Source organism: Microbacterium sp. SCN 69-37, from assembly GCF_001724435.1.
Taxonomy (GTDB): domain Bacteria; phylum Actinomycetota; class Actinomycetes; order Actinomycetales; family Microbacteriaceae; genus Microbacterium; species Microbacterium laevaniformans.
On record NZ_MEEL01000027.1, the window covers coordinates 52,229 to 68,502 of the forward strand.

The 16,274-nt window shown below is 69.1% G+C and carries 16 protein-coding genes and 1 pseudogene; 8 read left to right on the forward strand and 9 right to left on the reverse strand.

The window, feature by feature from the left end; all coding sequences use genetic code 11:
- The gene (gene xseA, locus ABS64_RS07855) at window positions 1-1,284 is read right to left on the reverse strand and encodes an exodeoxyribonuclease VII large subunit (RefSeq protein WP_292682472.1); all 1,284 of its coding nucleotides are present in this window, start codon (window positions 1,282-1,284) and stop codon (window positions 1-3) included.
- A gap of 61 nt (window positions 1,285-1,345) precedes the next feature.
- Here xseA and ABS64_RS07860 point away from each other — a divergent pair, with 61 nt between their 5' ends.
- The 3 genes from ABS64_RS07860 to ABS64_RS07870 are packed head-to-tail and all read left to right on the forward strand — an operon-like array spanning window position 1,346 to window position 3,539.
- A complete protein-coding gene (locus tag ABS64_RS07860) occupies window positions 1,346-2,407 on the forward strand; it encodes a 4-hydroxy-3-methylbut-2-enyl diphosphate reductase (protein WP_288121769.1) in 1,062 nt (353 codons plus the stop codon).
- Complete coding sequence (locus tag ABS64_RS07865) at window positions 2,404-2,973, forward strand: DUF6264 family protein (RefSeq protein WP_288121770.1); 570 nt, start codon at window positions 2,404-2,406, stop codon at window positions 2,971-2,973. The genes ABS64_RS07860 and ABS64_RS07865 overlap by 4 nt, the downstream gene beginning before the upstream one ends.
- On the forward strand, window positions 2,970-3,539 hold the full coding sequence (locus tag ABS64_RS07870; protein WP_292682476.1) for an MOSC domain-containing protein: 570 nt from the start codon (window positions 2,970-2,972) through the stop codon (window positions 3,537-3,539). The genes ABS64_RS07865 and ABS64_RS07870 overlap by 4 nt, the downstream gene beginning before the upstream one ends.
- A gap of 112 nt (window positions 3,540-3,651) precedes the next feature.
- Here the strand turns inward: ABS64_RS07870 and fbaA are convergent, their stop codons facing one another.
- Window positions 3,652-4,683 (reverse strand): class II fructose-bisphosphate aldolase, encoded by a 1,032-nt coding sequence (gene fbaA / locus ABS64_RS07875; RefSeq protein ID WP_292682478.1) that lies wholly within the window; start codon window positions 4,681-4,683, stop codon window positions 3,652-3,654.
- A gap of 184 nt (window positions 4,684-4,867) precedes the next feature.
- Here fbaA and glpX point away from each other — a divergent pair, with 184 nt between their 5' ends.
- The gene (glpX, locus tag ABS64_RS07880) at window positions 4,868-5,857 is read left to right on the forward strand and encodes a class II fructose-bisphosphatase (protein WP_016464688.1); all 990 of its coding nucleotides are present in this window, start codon (window positions 4,868-4,870) and stop codon (window positions 5,855-5,857) included.
- 156 nt (window positions 5,858-6,013) lie between these two features.
- On the forward strand, window positions 6,014-6,166 hold the full coding sequence (locus tag ABS64_RS07885; RefSeq protein WP_292682482.1) for a hypothetical protein: 153 nt from the start codon (window positions 6,014-6,016) through the stop codon (window positions 6,164-6,166).
- 12 nt (window positions 6,167-6,178) lie between these two features.
- Here ABS64_RS07885 and ABS64_RS07890 read toward each other — a convergent pair whose 3' ends face one another.
- From ABS64_RS07890 to adhP, 3 genes are all read right to left on the reverse strand, one after another.
- Window positions 6,179-7,474: a DNA recombination protein RmuC gene (locus tag ABS64_RS07890; protein WP_036284852.1), complete on the reverse strand. Its 1,296-nt coding sequence runs from the start codon at window positions 7,472-7,474 to the stop codon at window positions 6,179-6,181.
- Between the two features lie 67 nt (window positions 7,475-7,541).
- Window positions 7,542-8,147 carry a 3'-5' exonuclease gene (locus ABS64_RS07895; RefSeq protein WP_016464690.1) on the reverse strand — a complete coding sequence of 202 codons (606 nt, stop codon included), beginning with the start codon at window positions 8,145-8,147 and terminating at the stop codon, window positions 7,542-7,544.
- 125 nt (window positions 8,148-8,272) lie between these two features.
- Window positions 8,273-9,340, reverse strand: coding sequence for an alcohol dehydrogenase AdhP (gene adhP / locus ABS64_RS07900; protein ID WP_036284854.1), 1,068 nt, complete (start codon window positions 9,338-9,340; stop codon window positions 8,273-8,275).
- A gap of 93 nt (window positions 9,341-9,433) precedes the next feature.
- Between adhP and ABS64_RS07905 the strand changes: the two genes are divergently transcribed.
- Entirely contained in the window at window positions 9,434-10,219 is a 786-nt protein-coding gene (locus ABS64_RS07905) for a class I SAM-dependent methyltransferase (protein WP_292682490.1), read from the forward strand.
- Here ABS64_RS07905 and ABS64_RS07910 read toward each other — a convergent pair.
- From ABS64_RS07910 to ABS64_RS07920, 3 genes are read right to left on the reverse strand one after another with little or no spacing between them, the layout of a single operon-like run.
- Complete coding sequence (locus tag ABS64_RS07910) at window positions 10,207-11,253, reverse strand: ABC transporter ATP-binding protein (RefSeq protein ID WP_292682493.1); 1,047 nt, start codon at window positions 11,251-11,253, stop codon at window positions 10,207-10,209. The two genes, ABS64_RS07905 and ABS64_RS07910, sit on opposite strands and share 13 nt — an antisense overlap.
- Window positions 11,250-12,764 (reverse strand): iron ABC transporter permease, encoded by a 1,515-nt coding sequence (locus tag ABS64_RS07915; protein WP_061682915.1) that lies wholly within the window; start codon window positions 12,762-12,764, stop codon window positions 11,250-11,252. The genes ABS64_RS07910 and ABS64_RS07915 overlap by 4 nt, the downstream gene beginning before the upstream one ends.
- 53 nt (window positions 12,765-12,817) lie before the next feature.
- Window positions 12,818-13,876 (reverse strand): iron ABC transporter substrate-binding protein, encoded by a 1,059-nt coding sequence (locus ABS64_RS07920; protein WP_292682496.1) that lies wholly within the window; start codon window positions 13,874-13,876, stop codon window positions 12,818-12,820.
- Between the two features lie 116 nt (window positions 13,877-13,992).
- Between ABS64_RS07920 and ychF the strand changes: the two genes are divergently transcribed.
- Together ychF and ABS64_RS07930 are read left to right on the forward strand one after the other, a co-directional pair.
- Window positions 13,993-15,063, forward strand: coding sequence for a redox-regulated ATPase YchF (gene ychF / locus ABS64_RS07925; protein WP_292682498.1), 1,071 nt, complete (start codon window positions 13,993-13,995; stop codon window positions 15,061-15,063).
- Between the two features lie 12 nt (window positions 15,064-15,075).
- Window positions 15,076-15,543 (forward strand): hypothetical protein, encoded by a 468-nt coding sequence (locus ABS64_RS07930; RefSeq protein ID WP_288119666.1) that lies wholly within the window; start codon window positions 15,076-15,078, stop codon window positions 15,541-15,543.
- A gap of 511 nt (window positions 15,544-16,054) precedes the next feature.
- On the opposite strand, the pseudogene ABS64_RS07935 reads toward ABS64_RS07930, so the two are convergent.
- Window positions 16,055-16,274 (reverse strand): annotated as a pseudogene (locus ABS64_RS07935) (IS481 family transposase); the annotation flags it as partial.

Consider the following 16,274-nt stretch of genomic DNA (forward strand, 5'->3'; position numbering starts at 1 on the left):
CTAGGCCGACCCGCCGACGTCTTCTGCGAGCGGGCCCTCCGAGCGGGCGGTGAATGAGCCCTCCGCGACGGTCACTGTCACCGCGGTGCCGGCCGGTACCTGACGAGCGTCGCGGACGATGACGCCGGCCTCCAGATGCGCGATGGCGTAGCCACGCTCGAGCGTCGCACCGGGGGAGAGGGCGCGCAGGGACGCGCGCAGCTGCGCCGTCGTGCGTTCCGCGGCATCCATCCGTCGGTGCACGAGGTCGCGGCCGCGCGAGACGAGGGTCCAGAGCTCGTGGGTGCGGGGTGTGAGCAGCGACTCGGGCGCGCGCAGCACGGGACGCGAGCGCAGCTGTTCGAGCTGGGCGATATCGTGCCCGACCCGCTGCGTCAGACGGGTGCGCGCGCGCGAGCGCAGCTGGTTGACGAGCGCGCGCTGCTCCGCGACGTCGGGAACGACCCGCTTGGCGGCATCCGTCGGTGTCGACGCCCGCACGTCCGCGACGTCGTCGAGCAGGGGATGGTCGTTCTCGTGGCCGATCGCGGAGACGACCGGGGTGGATGCCGCGGCCACCGCACGCACCAGGCGTTCATCGCTGAAGCCGAGCAGGGTCTGCGGATCGCCGCCGCCGCGGGCGATGATGATCACGTCGACCTCCGGGTCGGCGTCGAGCGCCGTGAGCGCCGCGATCGTTTCGGGAACGCAGCGCTCGCCCTGGACGGCGGCGTGGATCGTGCGGAAGCGGACGCCCGGCCAGCGCAGTTCGGCGTTGCGGTGAACATCCTTCTCGGCGTCGCTGCGCTCACCGGTGATGAGGCCGACGAGTTGCGGGAGAAAGGGGAGGCGCTTCTTGCGGGCGGGGTCGAACAGCCCCTCCGCCCGGAGCTGCCCGCGGAGCTTCTCGAGTCGCTCGAGCTGATCGCCGAGGCCCGTGTGGCGCATCGCGGAGACGGTGAAGGTGAAGTCCCCGGTCTTCACGAAGAAGTCGCTCTTCACGCACGCCACCACGAGGTCGCCGACCTTGAGGTCGTCGGGCAGGCGCTGCAGGGTCGATGACCACAGACGGAACGAGAGCATCGCGTCGCCGTTCGCGTCCTTCAAACGCCCGAAGACGTGTCCGCCGCGAAGGTTCCATGCGGTGATCTCACCCTCGACCCAGACGGATCCCCACGTCGAGACGAACCCGCGGATGGTCTCGTTCAGACGCGAGACCGACGTCGGTGCGTCCGCGCGCGACTCTCGCGGTGCGACCGCATCGGGGGGAGGGACGTGCCCGGGAGCGGACGCGAACGATGCCATCGATGCCTTTCCGCCGCGCGCATGCGGCCCTCACTCAGCCCGCTCTCCCTAGAATCAAGGGGTGAGCAGCACAGCCATCCGTCTTCCGACGCCCCATGTTCCAGGCCCGCTCGGACGGCTTCAGGATAACCCGGTCCCCGGACACAAGCGGGTGCTCCTCGCCTCGCCGCGAGGGTACTGCGCCGGCGTCGACCGCGCAGTGATCGCGGTCGAGAAGGCGCTGGAGCGCTACGGCGCGCCCGTCTACGTGCGCAAGCAGATCGTGCACAACATCCACGTCGTCACCGAGCTCGAGGCGAAGGGGGCCGTCTTCGTCGAGGAGGTCGACGAGGTGCCCGAAGGCGCCCACGTCGTCTTCAGCGCGCACGGCGTCTCGCCCGCTGTCGTGAACACGGCATCCGATCGGGGCCTTCAGGCCATCGACGCCACCTGTCCCCTCGTGACGAAGGTGCACCGCGAGGCGGTGCGCTTCGCCCGCGACGACTTCGAGATCCTGCTCATCGGCCACGACGGCCATGAAGAGGTCGAGGGAACGGCAGGAGAGGCCCCCGACCACGTCACCGTCGTCAACTCGCCCGAGGAAGCCGATCGGGTCGTCGTGAAAGATCCGGCGAAGGTCGTCTGGCTGTCGCAGACGACGCTCTCGGTCGACGAGACCATGGAGACGGTTCGCCGTCTGCGCGAGCGTTTTCCCGAGCTTCAGGATCCGCCGTCGGACGACATCTGCTACGCCACGCAGAACCGCCAGGTCGCCATCAAGAAGGTCGCCAAGGATGCCGACCTCGTCATCGTCGTCGGTTCGGCGAACTCCTCCAACTCGGTCCGACTCGTCGAGGTGGCGCTGGAGTACGGGGCGAAGGCGGCCTACCGCGTCGACTACGCCCACGAGATCCAGCAGGACTGGCTCGACGGCGTCGAGACGGTGGGCGTCACCAGCGGCGCCTCGGTGCCCGAGGTGCTCGTGCAAGAGGTGCTGGCCGACCTCGCGGGCGCCGGCTATGCCGACGTCGAGCAGGTGCGGACGGCGGAGGAGGATCTGATGTTCTCGCTTCCCAAGGAGCTCCGCCAGGATGCGAGTGGACGTCGGGACGACCGTGCACTGGGCGGGCGGTCGCGCGGATGACCGACCCGACCGGATCGTCGACGCACGCGCAGACGCCGCGCCCGCGTCCGCAGTACGGCGAGTATGCGAGCCCGGAGGAGCAGCGGGCGCGCATCCAGCAGCCCGAGACGGCTTCCGTCTCGCCGCATCCGGCGCTGCCGCACACGGTGCCGAGCCGCGCGCACCCGCCCACCGCGCCCGCCACGACGGCTGCCGCGCGCCCGACGCGCGCCGCGGACCGCATCATCACGTTCGCCCTTCTCGTGTACGGTCTCGTGACCGTCGTCAGCGCGGTGCCGCAGCTGTGGGACTTCTCCGGGTTCGCACAGACCTGGATGCAGGTGGCCGGCATCGACGCGACCTTCACCAACACGGCGCAGGGCGAGCTGTGGGGTCGTATCGGCGCCTTCGTCTTCATCGGCGGGTGGATGCTCACCGCGTTGCTGTCGTGGGTGTCGCTGCGTGCGCGTCGCCTGTCATGGTGGATTCCCCTCGCCGGGGCGATCGTGACCTTCATCCTCGCCACGGTGTGCCTGACGGTGCCGCTGCTCGGCGACCCTGCAATCGTCACCCACTTCGCCCGATGAGCGACACGGGGCGCCTTCTCGCCGTCTGCGTCGTACGGGCGCTGCGCCCTGACGCCGGATCACTCGGTGTGACAGCGATCGATAAGGCCGCGGTCGACGGGGCGGTGCGCCTCGGACGCTACGGCGCGTATGCCGATGTGCAGGCGAATCGGAAGCACCATGGTGGCCTGGACAAGGCTCTGTATGCGTACGCGCAGGAGGACGCCGAGTTCTGGGAGACGCAGCTGCGGGCGCCTCTCCCGCCCGGATGGTTCGGCGAGAACCTCCGTGTCGAGGGGCTCGACGTCAATCGTGCCCGTATCGGCGAGCAGTGGCGGATCGGGGAGACGGCCGTCGTCGAGGTGACGATGCCGCGGACACCGTGCCAGACCTTCGCCCGCTGGGTGCGCACCGTCGACCGGTCGGCGGAACGCGGCTGGGTGCGGCGGTTCTCGGCAGAACGGCGGCTCGGTCCCTACCTGCGCGTCGTGCGTACGGGCTCCGTCCGCGCGGGCGATCCCATCCGGGTGATCCGCGTGCCCGACGGTGCTCCGGGACTGCTCGACGCGTACGTCGACCCTGCCTGATCGCAGCGACCGCACCCGCCTTCAGCGCGGCGCGGCACCGCACATCGCGGCGCCGGATACCGACGAGAAACGCCCCCGGAGACGTGAGCTCCGGGGGCGTCTTCGATGCGGATCAGAGGCTGATGGAGTGACCAGCCGAACCGAGCTGCTGTGTCGCCTCGACGACGCGAGCGGCCATGGCCGTCTCGGCCACCTTGCCCCAGGCACGCGGGTCGTAGACCTTCTTGTTGCCCACCTCGCCGTCGACCTTCAACACGCCGTCGTAGTTGCTGAACATGAAGCCGGCGACCGAACGGGTGAAGGCGTACTGCGTGTCGGTGTCGATGTTCATCTTGACGACACCGTTGGCCACGGCGGTCGCGATCTCCTCCGGCGTCGAGCCGCTGCCACCGTGGAAGACCAGGTCGAGGGGCTTCGCGTCGGTGCCGAAGCGCTCCGCGATGCCCGCCTGGATCTCGCCGAGCAGCTCGGGGCGCAGCTTCACGTTGCCGGGCTTGTAGACGCCGTGCACATTGCCGAACGTCAGAGCGGCGATATAGCGGCCGTTCTCGCCGAGGCCGAGCGCCTCGACGAATCGAGACACGTCGGCGGTGGTCGTGTAGAGCGCCTCGTTGGAGCCCTCGTGCTTGACGCCGTCCTCTTCGCCGCCGACCACGCCGATCTCGACCTCGAGAATCGCGTTGATGTTCTTCATGCGAGGCAGCAACTCCTTCGCGATGGCGATGTTCTCGTCGAGCGCAACAGCCGACCCGTCCCACATGTGCGACTGGAAGATGGGGTTGCGACCGGCGCGGACCTCCTCCTCGGATGCCGCGATCAGCGGGAGCACGAAGTCCTCGAGGGCGGGCTTGGGGCAGTGGTCGGTGTGCAGCGCCACCGTGATCGGGTAGTTCTTGGCGACCTCGGTCGCGAACTTCGCGAACGCGAGCGCACCGGTGGCGCGACCCTTCACGGTGTGGCCCGCGAAATAGTCGGCTCCGCCGGTGGTCACCTGGATGATGCCGTCGGATCCGGCTTCGGTCAGACCCTGCAGGATCGCGTTGATCGACTGCGAGCTGGCGGCGTTGATCGCGGGGAACGCGTAGCCACCGGCCTTCGCGCGGTCCAGCATCTCGGCGTATTGCTCAGGGGTGGCGACAGGCATTTCTGCTCCTCAGTTCTGCGGGGATTCCTGGCACAGCCTATCGAAGCACCAGCGACGTCGGTGAGGCCCCCGCCAGGCAAAAGCGCCGGGTCGGCCTTGCCACAGCGATAAGAAGTGCACATCCTTCCTCAGGCATTGGCTGAAAACACCGCGTCTGCGACGCGGAGCCGCCTAGGCTGGCGTCATGGTGAGCCTGACCGCGGACATGAGCCCTTTGCACCCCGACCGAAACCTGGCGATGGAATTGGTGCGCGCAACCGAGGCGGCGGCCATTCGCTCCGTGCCGTTCATCGGTCGCGGACAGAAAGAGAAGGCGGACGGGGCGGCCGTCGACGCCATGCGGGCATTCCTGACCACGGTGAACTTCGACGGCGTCATCGTCATCGGGGAGGGCGAGAAAGACAATGCCCCCATGCTCTTCAACGGTGAACACGTGGGAACGGGGCGCGGCCCCCAGTGCGACGTCGCCGTCGATCCTATCGACGGAACGTCGCTGACCGCCGAAGGCCGCAACAACGCCCTCTCCGTCCTCGCCGTCTCCGACCGCGGCTCCATGCTGGATGCGTCCAGCGTGTTCTACATGGACAAGATCGTCACGGGTCCCGCCGGAGTGGGCGTCGTGGACATTCGCCTTCCCGTCGGAGAGAACATCCGCCTGCTGGCAAAAGCGCTCGGCAAGCCGGTCGACGAGCTCGTGGTCTCGGTGCTCAACCGGCCGCGCCATGCCCGACTCATCGAGGAGATCCGCGAAGCCGGCGCCGGAACGCGGCTGATGAGCGACGGTGACGTCGCCGGCGGAATCAATGCGGCACGGCACAACGCCCGTACCGACATGTGCATCGGCATCGGAGGCAGCCCCGAAGGCGTCGCGACCACCTGCGCGATCAAGGCGCTCGGCGGCCACATTCAAGGACGTCTCTGGCCGCGCGACGACGACGAGAAGCAGCGCGGAACCGATGCGGGTCTGAAGCTCGACGGGTACGTCTACGAGGCCGACGAACTGGTCACCGGGCGCAACACGATCTTCGTGGCCACCGGCGTCACGAACGGTGAACTCGTCGCCGGTGTTCGCCGCGACGGCGACTTCGTCTATACGGAGAGCGTCGTTCTGCGGGGGGCTTCGGGCACGCTGCGGCGCATCTCCTCGGAGCATCTCACGTCGAAGTGGCTCTGAGCGCGGACCAGATCATCGGCGCGGCGCGCCCGGTATGGGCGACGCGACAGCCGTACCTCTGGCACAATGGGCAACGGTGTCACCGGCGACACAGACGTTTCCACGCAGTCCGGGGGTCACATGTCCGCAGCATCCAGCAGTCCCAGAACGGGTCAGGTGAGCGTTCCCGTGGACCCCGCACGCCGACCCGACGTGCTGTTGCGTCGCCGGATGCCGGATGGTCACCAGGTCAGTGCGTGGTGGATGATCGGCGCGTTCGTCGCGGTCTCCCTGTCTGTCGTCGGGCTGCTCAACCTGTTTCCCGTCTGAGCGCGCCTCCGTTCACAGCCGGTCCCTGAGCGAGCCGAGATCTGCTGCGATACCCGTTGCGGCTTCGTCGGCGTCGGCGTCGGCCGAGTCCACCATCAGCTCCGGGGCGACGAGCTTTCGCGGTGTCTTCTCGATCGACGCGGGAGCAGCCGCGGCATCCAGCTTCGTCTCGTCGATCCCGGGGAACTTCCGTGCCGTGACGAGAACGCGCGACTCGAGTGATCCGGTGAAGCGGTTATAGGTGTCGACCGTTCGCTCGATGGCGCGGCGGAGATCCTCGGCGTGCCCGGCAAGTCCTCCCAGCCGCTGGTACAGCTCGGTTCCCAGCTCGAAGAGGCGGCGGGCCTCCGTGGAGACCTCCTGCTGGGTCCAGGTGTAGGCCACCGTCTTCAGGACGGCCCACAGGTTCACGGGAGAGGCGAGCGCCACACGCTGGCGGAACGCGTGATCGAGCAGCGTCGGATCCTCCTCGAGTGCGGTCGCGAGCAACGCCTCGTTGGGCAGGAAGCACACGACGAACTCCGGGCTCGAGTCCAGTCCCGACCAGTACGACTTCTTGGCGAGTGCGTCGACATGGGCGCGGACGGCCCGCACATGACGTTGGAGCAGACCCGCACGACGGGTGGCCTCCTCGCCGGTCGCGGTGATCGCAATCGCCGATGCTTCGATATAGGCATCGAGCGGCACCTTGGCGTCGACCGCCAGCGACATGCCGCCCGGCAGGCGAACGATCATGTCGGGTCTGCCATCGCCGGCGTGGGAGGTCACCGACGTCTGCAGATCGAAGTCGACGTAGCGGCTCAGCCCCGCTGATTCGACCACGCGCCGCAACTGCGTCTCGCCCCAGACGCCGCGTGTCACGTTGGAACGCAGGGCGCCCGCGAGGGACTCGGTGGTCGCCCGGAGCGCCTCATCGCTGGCGCGGGCCGCGCGCAGCTGCTCGACGAGAGAGCCGTACTGACTCTGGCGATCGCGTTCGAGGTCGGTCACCTTCTGCTGCATCGTCTGCAGGGACTCCTGCACCGGCGCCAGCGCGCGAAGGACCAGTTGATCGCGGCGTTCACGTTCCTGCTGCGCGCTGAGGTCAGCACGGGCCTGAGCGCCGAGATCCCGGGTGAGCGTGCGCTCATGCTCGAGCTGCACGTTCAGGGCGCGAGCGGAGGTCTCCGCGGCAGCCAGCCGTGCCGCCAGATCTGCGTTCTCGCGCGCGGTGCGCTCTGCGGCGCGCGCGCCGGCGGTGATCCAACCTCCGACGGCGCCGGCGATCAGGCAGAGAACTCCGACGACGATGACGATGAAGGCGTCCATGACTCCACAGTGGCGCACCCCTCCGACATCGACGGGCGCCGCGCGGTGAGTCCGCGTGAGGGGCCGTTCAGCCGACCGGGCCGGCGACGGGTGTGAGCCGACCGCTGCCGGCGAGGCGGGGGACGCGCACGCCGAGCAGCATGGCGAGTTCGACGACGTCGTGCACACCGGCACGGGCCGCCGCGTCGATCATGATGTGCGCGCAGGCGAGCGCGTCGGACGCGGCGTCGTGGTGGGCGAAGTCGAGGAAGCCCGCAGCAGCGGCTACCGAGGGCAGTCGATACGAGGCGAGGTCGTAGGTCTTGCGGGCGATCTGCAGGCTGCACAGGTAGCGGTACGACGGACACGCGGCATCCGTCGCCTCGCAGGCGCGTCGCAGGACGCTCATGTCGAAACCGGCGTTGTGCGCCACGACGACATCGTCACCGATGAAGGCGTCGAGGGCGGTGAGCTGGTCGACCCACGCCGGCGCATCGACGACATCCTCGGGATGGATGCCGTGGATGCCGATGTTCAGCTCGAAGAACCGGTCGTGGCCCGGCGGGGGCTTGATGAGCCAGCCCGCCGTCTCGACGACACGACCATCGCGGACACGCGTGAGACCGACGGCGCACGCCGAGGCGCTCGAAGAGTTCGCCGTCTCGAAGTCGATCGCGGTGAAGTCCAAGGCCACAGCTCTACTGTGCGCGTCGATGCCCCGCGGCGGCGGCAGGCGCGCCGCGGGGCGCACGTGGCCCCGACGTGCCGAGCGGGGAGCGAACCTGCTGCGCTCGCTCCCCGCCGGTCGTTGCGGCCGGATCAGTACCGCATGACGATGCGACCGTCGATCTGGCCCTTCTCCATCCGCTCGAAGATGTCGTTGACGTCCTCGAGGTTCTCCACGTGCACGGTCGGGTGGATCTGACCGCGCGCGTAGAAGTCGAGCGCCTCGATCATGTCCTGCCGGGTTCCGACGATCGAGCCGCGGATCGTGATCGCGCGCAGCACGATGTCGAAGATGTCGGCGTCGAAGGTCCCGGGCGGCAGACCGTTGAAGACGATCGTGGCTCCCCGCCGCACGACGCTGAGCGCCTGGTCGAAGGCTCTAGGGTGCACCGCGGTGACGAGGACGCCGTGCGTTCCTCCCGTGTGCTCGGAGATCGCGGCGCCGGGATCGGTCTGCGCGGCGTTGACCGTGACCTCTGCGCCGTGGCGGCGAGCGAGTTCCAGCTTGGCGTCGTCGACATCCACGGCAGCCACGCGCATGCCCATCGCCCGTGCGTACTGCACCGCGATGTGACCGAGCCCGCCGATGCCCGAGATGGTCACCCACTCGCCCGGTCGCACGCAGGTCATCTTCAACCCCTTGTACACCGTGACCCCGGCGCAGAGGATCGGGGCGACCTCGACCGGGTCGGCGCCGTCGGGGATCCGCGCGGCGTACTTCTCATCAACGAGCATGAACTCGCCGAAGCTCCCGTCCATCGAGTATCCGCCGTTCTGCTGCGCCGGGCACAGCGTCTCCCATCCGGTGCGGCAGTACTCGCACGTTCCGCACGCCGACCACAGCCAGGCATTGCCGACCTTCTGGCCGACGGTGAGCGTCGTCACGCCGGGGCCGAGCGCGACGACCTCGCCGTAGCCTTCGTGTCCGGGGATGAGATCGGCCTTCGGGGCGACCGGCCAATCGCCGCGCGCCGCGTGAAGGTCGGTGTGGCAGACGCCGCTGGTGATCACGCGCACGAGTGCCTGGCCGGGGCCGGGGCGCGGGACCGGCACGTCGGAGACGATCAGCGGCTCGCCGGGCGCGGTAACCACCGCGGCGCGCATGGTCGTGGCGATCGCCTCGGTCGCGGCGGCAGCAGGGGTGTCGGTCAGAGTCGTCATTGACATCACTTCCTCTCGGCGGAGCCGTTCCGCCCGATGTCTCGACGGTAGGAACGTCGAGGTTGCAAGAGGTTGCAGGCGTAGGGTCGCCCCATGGCGACACGCGACGAGATGGCGCTCAGCTTCGGCTCGGCGGCGGGGGAGTACCAGACGGGCCGGCCGTCGTACCCGGCGGCGGCCGTGGAGTGGTTGTTGGCTCCCGCCGGTGAACATCCGCGCGTTGCGGATGTCGGGGCGGGTACCGGAAAGCTCACCGCCGCGCTGCTCGATGCGGGGGCCGACGTGATCGCCGTGGAACCGGATGCCGCGATGCTCGCCACCCTGAGAGAGGCCCTTCCGGCCGTGGAGACGCTGATCGGCGCCGCGGAACGCATGAACCTTCCCGATGAGAGCGTCGACGCCGTCGTCTTGGGTCAGGCGTGGCACTGGGTCGATGTGGTCGCGGCATCCGCCGAGGTGGGACGCGTCCTGAGGCCCGGCGGCGTCCTCGGTCTGGTCTGGAACATCCGCGACGTGAGCACGCCGTGGGTGGCCCGCCTCGGCGCCATCATGAAGGGCAGTCACGCTGAAGAGCTTCTGTCCGGCGCGGGGCCGGCCGTCGCCGCACCCTTCGGCGCGCTCGAGCATGAGAGCTGGCGATGGTCGCGACGACTGACGCGGTCAGCGCTCGCGGCCATGGTGCGCTCGCGCAGTTACGTCATCACCGCCACGCCCTCGGAGCGGGACCGCATCCTCGCGAGGTCGAGGAGCTCTTCGCCGCGTCGTGTCACCGGGGTGAGGACGGGGTCGAGATCGTCGACCTGCCGTATCGCACCGAGGCGTTCCGCAGCATCCGCCGATGAGCGAGCGGACGCCGCGCCGAGGTGTCAGGCCGCGTAGACGACGGTGCCGCCGTCGACGGTGATCCGGACGTCGTCGCCGACGGCGGGCAGCGGCGACCCGACGGCGCGCAGCGGCACGCCGACCGTGGTGCCGTCGGCACAGGCGATCGTGGCGGTGGCTGTCGCGCCCACGACCGCGATGGCGATCACACGGGCAGGCGCCGCCCCGGCATCCGTCGTCAGTCTGAGTTGAGTCGGGCGCACCATGGCGACGACCATCGATGAGCCGTCGGAGAAGTCGGCCTCCACGGTGAGCGTGCCGAGCGGGCAGCGGAACCCACCGGTCGCGGTCTTCGCGCCCGCAAGCAGGACCGTGTCGCCGAGCAGACGCGCCACGGATGCGGAGACAGGACGCGAGAACACGTCCGCGCACACACCGGCCTGCTGCAGCCGTCCGTCGTCGAGGACGGCGACGGAGTGCCCGAAGGCGAGTGCCTCTTCGGGGTCGTGGGTCACGAGGACGCTCGTGACCTGCGCCCGCGTCAGCGCATCGACGACCTGTGTGCGCACCTGCGCGCGCAGTTCGGTGTCGAGCGCGCTGAAGGGCTCGTCGAGCAGAAGCACGCGCGGGTGCGGGGCGAGAGCGCGAGCGAGAGAGACGCGCTGCTGCTGACCCCCGGAGATCTCGTGGGGATAGCGGTCGAGGAGCTCGGGCTCGATGCCGGCGAGCGCTGCGGCGGCCGCGACCGCACCGGCGCGCTCGCCGCTCGCTGAGCCCCGGAGCCCGAAGGCGATGTTGCGTCGTGCGGTGAGGTGCGGGAAGAGAGCGCCGTCCTGCGCGACGTAGCCGATCCGTCGCCGATGCGGGGCCAGGTGGCGTGTCGCCGTGGCGGCGACCTCGTCGCCCAGACGGATCTCGCCGGCCGCGATGCGCTCGAACCCGGCGATCGCGCGCAGCAGTGTGGACTTGCCGCTTCCCGACGGGCCCACGATCGCGAGTCGCTCCCCGTCGGGGACGGACAGGTGCACGCCGGCGAGCACGAGATCGCCACCGAGGCGGACACCGGCATCCGTGACCGTCAACGAGGTCATCGATCGCTCCGCCGTCGGGCATCGGCGAGAAGGAGGGCGACGCTCGGGACCGACAGCACGATGAGCATGATCGCATACGGGGCACCGGCGACGAAGTCGGCGTTCGAGGTCTCCGACCAGAACTGGGTGGCGAGGGTGCGCGTTCCGCTGGGTGCCAGCAGGAGGGTCGCCGTCAGCTCGTTCGCGCAGCCGAGGCCCACGAGGGCCAACGCCGCACCGAACGACGATGCCATCAGCGGCGCCGTCACCTCGACCGTCGCCGCGAACCGCGTCCGGCCGAGGGTCTGCGCTGCTTCCTCGAGGCGCGGGGGCACCTGCGCCAAGCCGCTGCGAAGGCTCACCAGTGCACGGGGGAGGAACACGATGACGTAGGCCGCGATGACGGTTGCGGGCGTCTGGTACAGCCCGGGAACGACGCGAAGGGTCACCGTGACCAGCGCGAGCGCGACGATGATCGTCGGCAGGCTGCTGGCCAGGTACATCGCGCCCTCGATGCCGCGGGCGAGGCGGCTGGGGTGCCGCACGCTCAACCAGGCGCAGGGGAGGGCGACGACGGTCGCGGCGAGCGCTCCGCCGCCCGACAGCAGAAGGGTCTGGGTGAGTGCCGGCAGCAGATGGATGCTCTGCCAGCCCTCGGGGCGCAGCGCCCACCGCAGCAGGCTCGCGCCGGGAATGCCGACGGCGAGGATTAGGATGCCGCTGAGCGCCGCCGTGACGGGGATCGCCGCCCGACCCAGCCGGTAGGGGACGGCGGGCCGCGCGGCGCCGCGTCCGATCCGCGCGTACCGCAGCCGACCGCGAGCGCTCGCTTCACCGACGAGCAGCACGAGGCAGAGGGCCGCGAGGACGACGCCGAGCGCGTTGGCTGCGGGGCCGGCGAAGCTGGACTGGAACTGGCTGACGATCGCCGTGGTGAAGGTGTCGAAGCGCAGCAGCGCGAAGGCGCCGTACTCGGCGAGCAGGTGGAGCGCGACGACGAGTCCGCCGCCGAGGATCGCCACGCGCAGTTGGGGGAGGACGACCCGCCAGAAGGTTGCGAGCGGACTGAGCCCGAGCGAGCGGGCCGACTCCTCGAGCGCCGGATCGAGGCGTCGGAGCGTGGCCAGGGCCGGGAGGTAGACGAGCGGATAGTAGGCGCCGACCGCGATCAGCACTCCACCGCCGAGTCCCTGAAGAGAGGGCACGGCGGAGATCCAGCCGTATCCGCCGACGAATGCGGGCATCGCCAACGGGGAGGCGAGCGCGATCGCCCAGATCTTCCGGCCGGGCAGGGCCGTGCGTTCCACGGCCCAGGCCGCGCCGACGCCCACCGCGACGCACAGCGGCGCGGCGAGAACGAGCAGACCGAGGGTGTTGGCCAGCAGCTCGCCGACCCGGGGGCGGAACACCTGGGTGCTCAGCTGCGACCAGCCCTCCGAGATGGCGACCCACACGACGAAGCCGACGGGGACGAGCAGCAGCGCCGCCGCGATGACGGCGAGCGCCAGCAGCGGCACCGGCGTGGTGAGCACGCGGTGCCGCTGCACGGGTGGGCTGACCGCAGGGCGGTCGGCGGTGGCGAGGCTCAGATCAGCCCCGCGGCCGTCATGAGGTCGGTGACCTTCTTGCTGTTCAGCGTCGAGGGGTCGATCGCCGGCGGCTGCAGAGAGCTCAGCGGCGGCAGAGCCGGGTTGGAGGCGACGTCGCTGCCGATCGCATACTCGAAGCTCGTGCCGTCGCGGAGAACGTGCTGTCCGTCCGGGCCGGTGATGAAGGCGAGGAACTGCTGCGCGGCGGCGGCGTCCTTGCTCGAGGCGAGCACTCCTCCGCCCGAAACGCTGACGAACGCCCCCGGGTCCTGGGGGCCGAAGTAGGCCAGTTTCGTGTTGGCGCTGTTCTCCTTCGTCTTGGACTGATCGATGAACCAGTAATAGTGGTAGATCACGCCGAGCGGGATCTCGCCGGCGTTGACGGCCTTCATGACGGTGCTGTTGCCCTTGTACGCAGAGGCGTTCTCTTTCATGGCGGTGAGCCACGCGGTCGTCGCGTCCTCGCCCTTCTCCTGCAGGATGGCGGAGACGATCGCCTGGAAGTCCGCTCCGGTGGGCGACGCCGCCCACCGTCCCTTCCACTCCGGCTTCTGCAAGTCCATGATCGATGTCGGCAGCTGGTCTGAGGAGATGAGTGACGGGTTGTAGACCATCACCGTCGACCGTGCTGCGATCCCTGTCCAATCGCCACTGGCGGGGCGGTACTGCGTGGGGACGTTTGCCAGCGTCGCGGCGTCGACCGGGGCGAGCAGCCCCGCGTTCTCGACGAGGGACATGGCGGGGGAGTTCTCGGTGAGGAAGACGTCGGCCGGTGAGGCGGAGCCCTCCTGAACGATCTGGTTTCCGAGCTCGGAGTCGCTGCCGTTACGCAGAACCACCTCGATGCCGGTCTTCTTCGTGAAGGCGTCCGCCCACGCTTGGGTGAGTTCTTCGTGCTGCGCGTTGTAGACGGTGATCGACGTGCCGCTGAGGCTGGACGAATCCGTGGAGGAGGATGCGCCGGGCGCGGTGGAACCCGCGCAGGCGGACAGACCCAGCGCGGCGATGACGAGAACGGATGCCGCCGCGAGGCGGCGAGGGACAGTCACAGGCATAACGGCACTCTCTTTTGAAGATAGGTGACCCTTACTTTACTCGGGAGTCTGATGTGGTGACGAACCAGGGCGGCGCGGGAGAGGAGGGTGTGCTCACCCCCGTAGACTTGACCCCCGTGGCTCTTACCATCGGAATCGTGGGTCTTCCCAATGTCGGCAAGTCGACTCTGTTCAACGCACTGACGAAGAACCAGGTGCTCGCTGCGAACTATCCGTTCGCGACGATCGAGCCCAACGTGGGCGTCGTGAATCTTCCCGATCCTCGGCTGGACAAGCTCGCTGAGGTCTTCGGCAGCGAGCGCACCCTTCCGGCCGCCGTCTCGTTCGTCGACATCGCGGGCATCGTGCGCGGCGCGAGCGAGGGCGAGGGCTTGGGAAACAAGTTCCTGGCGAACATTCGTGAAGCCGATGCCATCGCACAGGTGGTGCGCGGCTTCGCGGACTCCGACGTGGTGCACGTGGACGGCAAGGTCGACCCGGCATCCGACATGGAGACCATCAACGCCGAGCTGCAGCTGGCCGACCTCGAGACGCTCGAGAAGGCGATCGTCCGCTACGAGAAGGAAGTGCGCGGCAAGAAGCTCGACCCGGCCGTTCTCGAAGCCGCCGTCGCGGCGCGCGATGCACTGCAGCGCGGCGTGCTGCTCTCGGCATCCGGGATCGACCTCGCCCCCATCAAGGAGCTGGGCCTGCTCACCGCGAAGCCGTTCATCTTCGTCTTCAACGTCGATGAGGCGGTGTTGACGGATGCCGCCCGCAAGGCCGAGCTCGCCGCGCTCGTCGCGCCGGCGAAGGCGGTGTTCCTCGACGCGAAGATCGAGTCGGAGCTGATCGATCTCGACCCCGAGGAGGCGGCGGAGTTGCTTGCCTCCACCGGGCAGGACGAGTCGGGCCTCGACCAGCTGGCGCGCATCGGTTTCGACACGCTGGGGCTGCAGACGTACTTGACGGCGGGTCCGAAGGAAGCGCGGGCGTGGACGATCGGCAAGGGGTGGAAGGCGCCGCAGGCCGCCGGGGTGATCCACACCGACTTCGAGAAGGGCTTCATCAAGGCCGAGGTGATCTCGTTCGACGACCTCGTCACGCTCGGGTCTGTCGCCGAGGCGCGCGCGAAGGGCAAGGCGCGCCTGGAGGGCAAGGACTACGTCATGCAGGACGGCGACGTCGTGGAGTTCCGTCACAGTTAGGCATCTGAGCACGTGAGCACTATCTGGCGGCGTTACCGATCAGCCCTCGGGTTGGCGATGGTTGTGTCAGCGGTGCTCGGGATCTTTTGCGGGCTTGCACTGTACCTCGCCGGGAACGCGGACTACCGCGCACAGGCTGGCTGGGGAGGCTTCGTCTATTGGGTGATTCTCGGCGGTGGGCTGGGCGCAGGCACCGGCCTCGCCGGGGTCTTGGGCGGCGTGGTTGGTGTGGTGATATGGGATCGCGGCTTGCGTCGCAGCAGCGTGGCTCGGATCCGAATCGGAACCACCGGCGCGGCCCTTGGTGCTGCGCTCCCGTGGGTCGTAGTCGCAGTCGCCGTGGGACCTGGATGGTGGCCGTTTCCTTTCGGAGTTGCGATCCTGGTGGCCCTCGTGACTGCCGTACTCGCGCGCATCATCTTGAGTCGAGCCGAGCGACGGCAGGACGGCGACGTCGTGGAGTTCCGCTTCAACGTCTGACCCGGGACGGATCAACTGCGACGACACCGCCGCTGCCGGTCTGCCCCGAGGGATGCGAAGAAACGTGCGTCGCCCGGTTGACCTCAACGCTCTACAGTGAGCGCATGAACTCCGCCGCACCGGCGCCCGATGTCGGTCAGCCGCGCGCGGGAGTGACCTGGGCGCTCCTCGGCGGGTCCTCCCGAAGATTTCGGCGTGGGGGTGGCGGGTCGCGTTCGGGCTGGGTGCGCTCGCGGGAGTCATGACGTTGGTTCTCGCCCGACGGATGCCGAGCGAGCGAACGCGTCCTGCGGCGGCGGGGCTCGCGGATCTGTTTCGTGACGGCTGGCGACCGTTGTTGTGGTCGTGCTGATGACGTCGGGTGGCACGGCGGCGTTCTACACGTTCACGGTGACGGTGCCGTCCGTGTCGCGTGAGGCGGCGTTCGCTGCCGGAGGGTCGGATGCCGAGCGCGCGAGCACGACGGCCATCCTCATCGCGATGATCGTCCTGATGCTGCTCCAGCCCGTGGGCGGCCGAAGGCGCGCCAGCCGCCGCCATCAGGGATCCGGCCTTGCTTCTTGATGTCGACGTGGATCAGCTGGCCCGGTCTTGCGACCTCGTACCGCTTCGGCGTCGGCTTGCGGACTGGCAGCCCGGTGGCCTGATCGATGTTCACGAGCTTCGGCATCCCATACCTGGCCAGCACCCGGCCGACCGTCGAGCGGGCAAGGCCCAGGTGATACGCGATC